This is a genomic window from Microcoleus sp. BM001215392 (assembly GCF_036700185.1).
GTDB lineage: Bacteria > Cyanobacteriota > Cyanobacteriia > Cyanobacteriales > Microcoleaceae > Microcoleus.
Window position 1 is genome coordinate 1 of record NZ_JAUBOJ010000622.1, and the last position, 2,434, is coordinate 2,434.

2 protein-coding genes are annotated in these 2,434 nt (G+C 45.4%); one reads left to right on the forward strand and one right to left on the reverse strand.

Translation table 11 applies throughout. The annotated features are described in order from the left end of the window. Positions 1–155: 155 nt before the first annotated feature. On the reverse strand, positions 156–1,010 hold the full coding sequence (locus QT974_RS33480; protein ID WP_333472670.1) for a class I SAM-dependent methyltransferase: 855 nt from the start codon (positions 1,008–1,010) through the stop codon (positions 156–158). Between the two features lie 606 nt (positions 1,011–1,616). Between QT974_RS33480 and QT974_RS33485 the strand changes: the two genes are divergently transcribed. Then, positions 1,617–2,288: a hypothetical protein gene (locus QT974_RS33485; protein WP_333472671.1), complete on the forward strand. Its 672-nt coding sequence runs from the start codon at positions 1,617–1,619 to the stop codon at positions 2,286–2,288. Positions 2,289–2,434: the final 146 nt, after the last annotated feature.

The window sequence follows — 2,434 nt, forward strand, 5'->3', positions numbered from 1 at the left end:
TATTTTGGGATGAAAAGCGCCCGATAAAATCCAGCATCTTAAATTGTCTCAATCTCACAGTGCTGGCAGATTTGGAATATTTAACCCCCGGTGCAGGCAGATAAACGCGGATGATTACAGTTAGATGTTGATTTTTGCAGGGAAATTGCAGACGGCTATTTCTGACCGAATACGTAAAAAGTGGTGATATCGTTCCAAATTCCTTGTGCGGTTTGCAATGCTTCTAGTTCTGCTTCAAATTCGGCTTTGGCTTGCGCTAATTGCTCGGTTGAAAGTGTTGATAACGGGGGCGGATATTGTCCGGGGGCGGGATGGGAACTTCCGGCCCACATTGCTTTTGCTTTTTGCAAACTGATATAGCTGCCGTCTTGTTCGATTTTAATTTCTATTTCCTTAAATCCTGCTTGTTCGAGCAGGTTTCGGCATTTTTCAACAGTACCTGTGGGTTTACTCATATTGAAGGAAATGCCGTATTTTTCAGCTACTTTCTGCGTTACAACTCCGCCGACAAAAGCGGTGTCGGCGAAGGCATGAATTCCCAGGAGGCCTCCGGGTTTGAGGAATTTGTGCCAGTGGGTGAGGGCTGCGTGCAGATCCGACATCCAAATAAAGGCTGAAGAGCAAAAAAGGCGTGAAGCGAAGCTATCCCGCAGGGAATCGCAACTATTACCGGGAAAGTCGAGATTTTCGGCATCCGCCAGCAAAAATTCTGTATTGTTGAGATTTAATTTGATAGCTTTCTTTCTAGCTACAGCAAGCATTCCAGGCGAAATATCTACGCCAATAACTCGACCTTCAGTACCGACAATTTGAGCTGCTGCGATCGCCACATGGCCCGTTCCAGTTGCAATGTCTAAAACCTGCTGTCCGCGACTCACTCGCCCGTATTCAACGAGACGTTGAGCAATCTGCAAATGCCAATCGCTATTATCATAGGTTTGACTTCTGCGGGTGTACAAATCTGCTATTTCTTGCTTGTATTTGTCTAACTTAGGTTGATTGTTCATCATTTTTTTATTCGTATAAAATCACCGAAGATAGTAGGTTGGGTTTAGCGTAAGCGTTACCCAACAAAGTTTTGGTTGTGTTGGGCGAAGTGAAACGGAGGGTTCGTTTCAAGGGCCCAACCTACGTCTAATTAGACTTCTCCTTTCAAAGCAGATTTTGAACAGGCATCCTGCCTGTTCCACGATAATTATGGGAGATGTCTATTATATAGCACTCACCTACTTAGAAATAGTCCAGGACGCATAAATACCAAAGAAACCGGGTTTTTGGCTGTTTATGCGGGTGTAACGAAGTATTTCGGAAAAAACCCGGTTTCTGACCACCCGTGCATCCAGGACTATTTAATCATTACGTAAAGCTGCGATCGGATCTAAGCGAGCCGCATTCCTCGCAGGTAGCACTCCAGCCAATAAGCCTACCGTAAAAGACAGCCCAAAACCCGCTGCGATCGACCATAATGAAATGACAAACGTAAACTTAAATGCTGTGGCTGCCCCAAAGGCGATCGCGATAAAGCTACAGCTTGTTCGGCTTGCCTGACTTGACTTTGAGCTCGATGTAGGCGAGAATCTGCCCTTGTTGAACGCTGTATCCTTTAGCTGAGTACCATGAACAAAGTTATTTCTTCAAGGCTTCCGCTGGTTTTGGGGTTGTTGTTCATTCCCCTCACGTCCATTGCTAATGCAAACGCAGCTCATGCAGATCGCGCTCATCCCCTCTATTGGCGCAGTGAATCTCGTCAGACAACTTTATCTATTGCCCAATCACCTTTAACATCTTCTACCTCACCTTTTCTGGCTGCTCAACCTAGTATTAGCCAAGGTCAGCAAATTTGGGGTTGTAGGGCAGAAGGCACAAAACGGATATATGTTGTCGATCAATTAAACCGCAATGCAAATAGTTTTGATATGGCAATTTATGAAAGAAGCAGAAAATCTAATGGGGACAATTGGGATAATGGGAAATACATTGGTACAGCCCAGGTAAATGTAACCCAAAAAGAACCCGGATTAGTAGGTCGCGGTCAGATTTACAACAGTATCTTAGAGGTAAATGCTTTTGGTAGAACTGTTGCTTTTTACGTAAAAGACAGTGTTGATGGTCAAGCCTCCGGTAGGTGCTCTGTGGAATGGCAGATGGCAGACAGCGAAACGCGACGACTGGTGAGACAATGCCTAGCTCTAGTTGAAAGTAAATACAATGGTGTTTCTGAAGTTGCTCGATTTCGATGTACAGGCGATCCCAGTTCCTACATTGAGGAACTGCAACGTCAGAAGTAGAGAAGTCTATCTAACTATCTTACATGGTCTTGCCAACGGCTGGAAGCCAAACGATCGCCGTTCACCCGTGTTCTGCGTTTGCAGTAGCTATGCCGTAGGGTGCGTCAGAGCGTGAATGTTGGTCGATCGCCCAAATCACCCAATCT

Coding starts and splice junctions, on each gene's coding strand:
- QT974_RS33485 (WP_333472671.1), top strand. CDS start 1,617: ATGAACAAAGTTATTTCTTCAAGGCTTCCGCTGGTTTTGGGGTTGTTG.
- QT974_RS33480 (WP_333472670.1), bottom strand. CDS start 1,010: ATGATGAACAATCAACCTAAGTTAGACAAATACAAGCAAGAAATAGCA.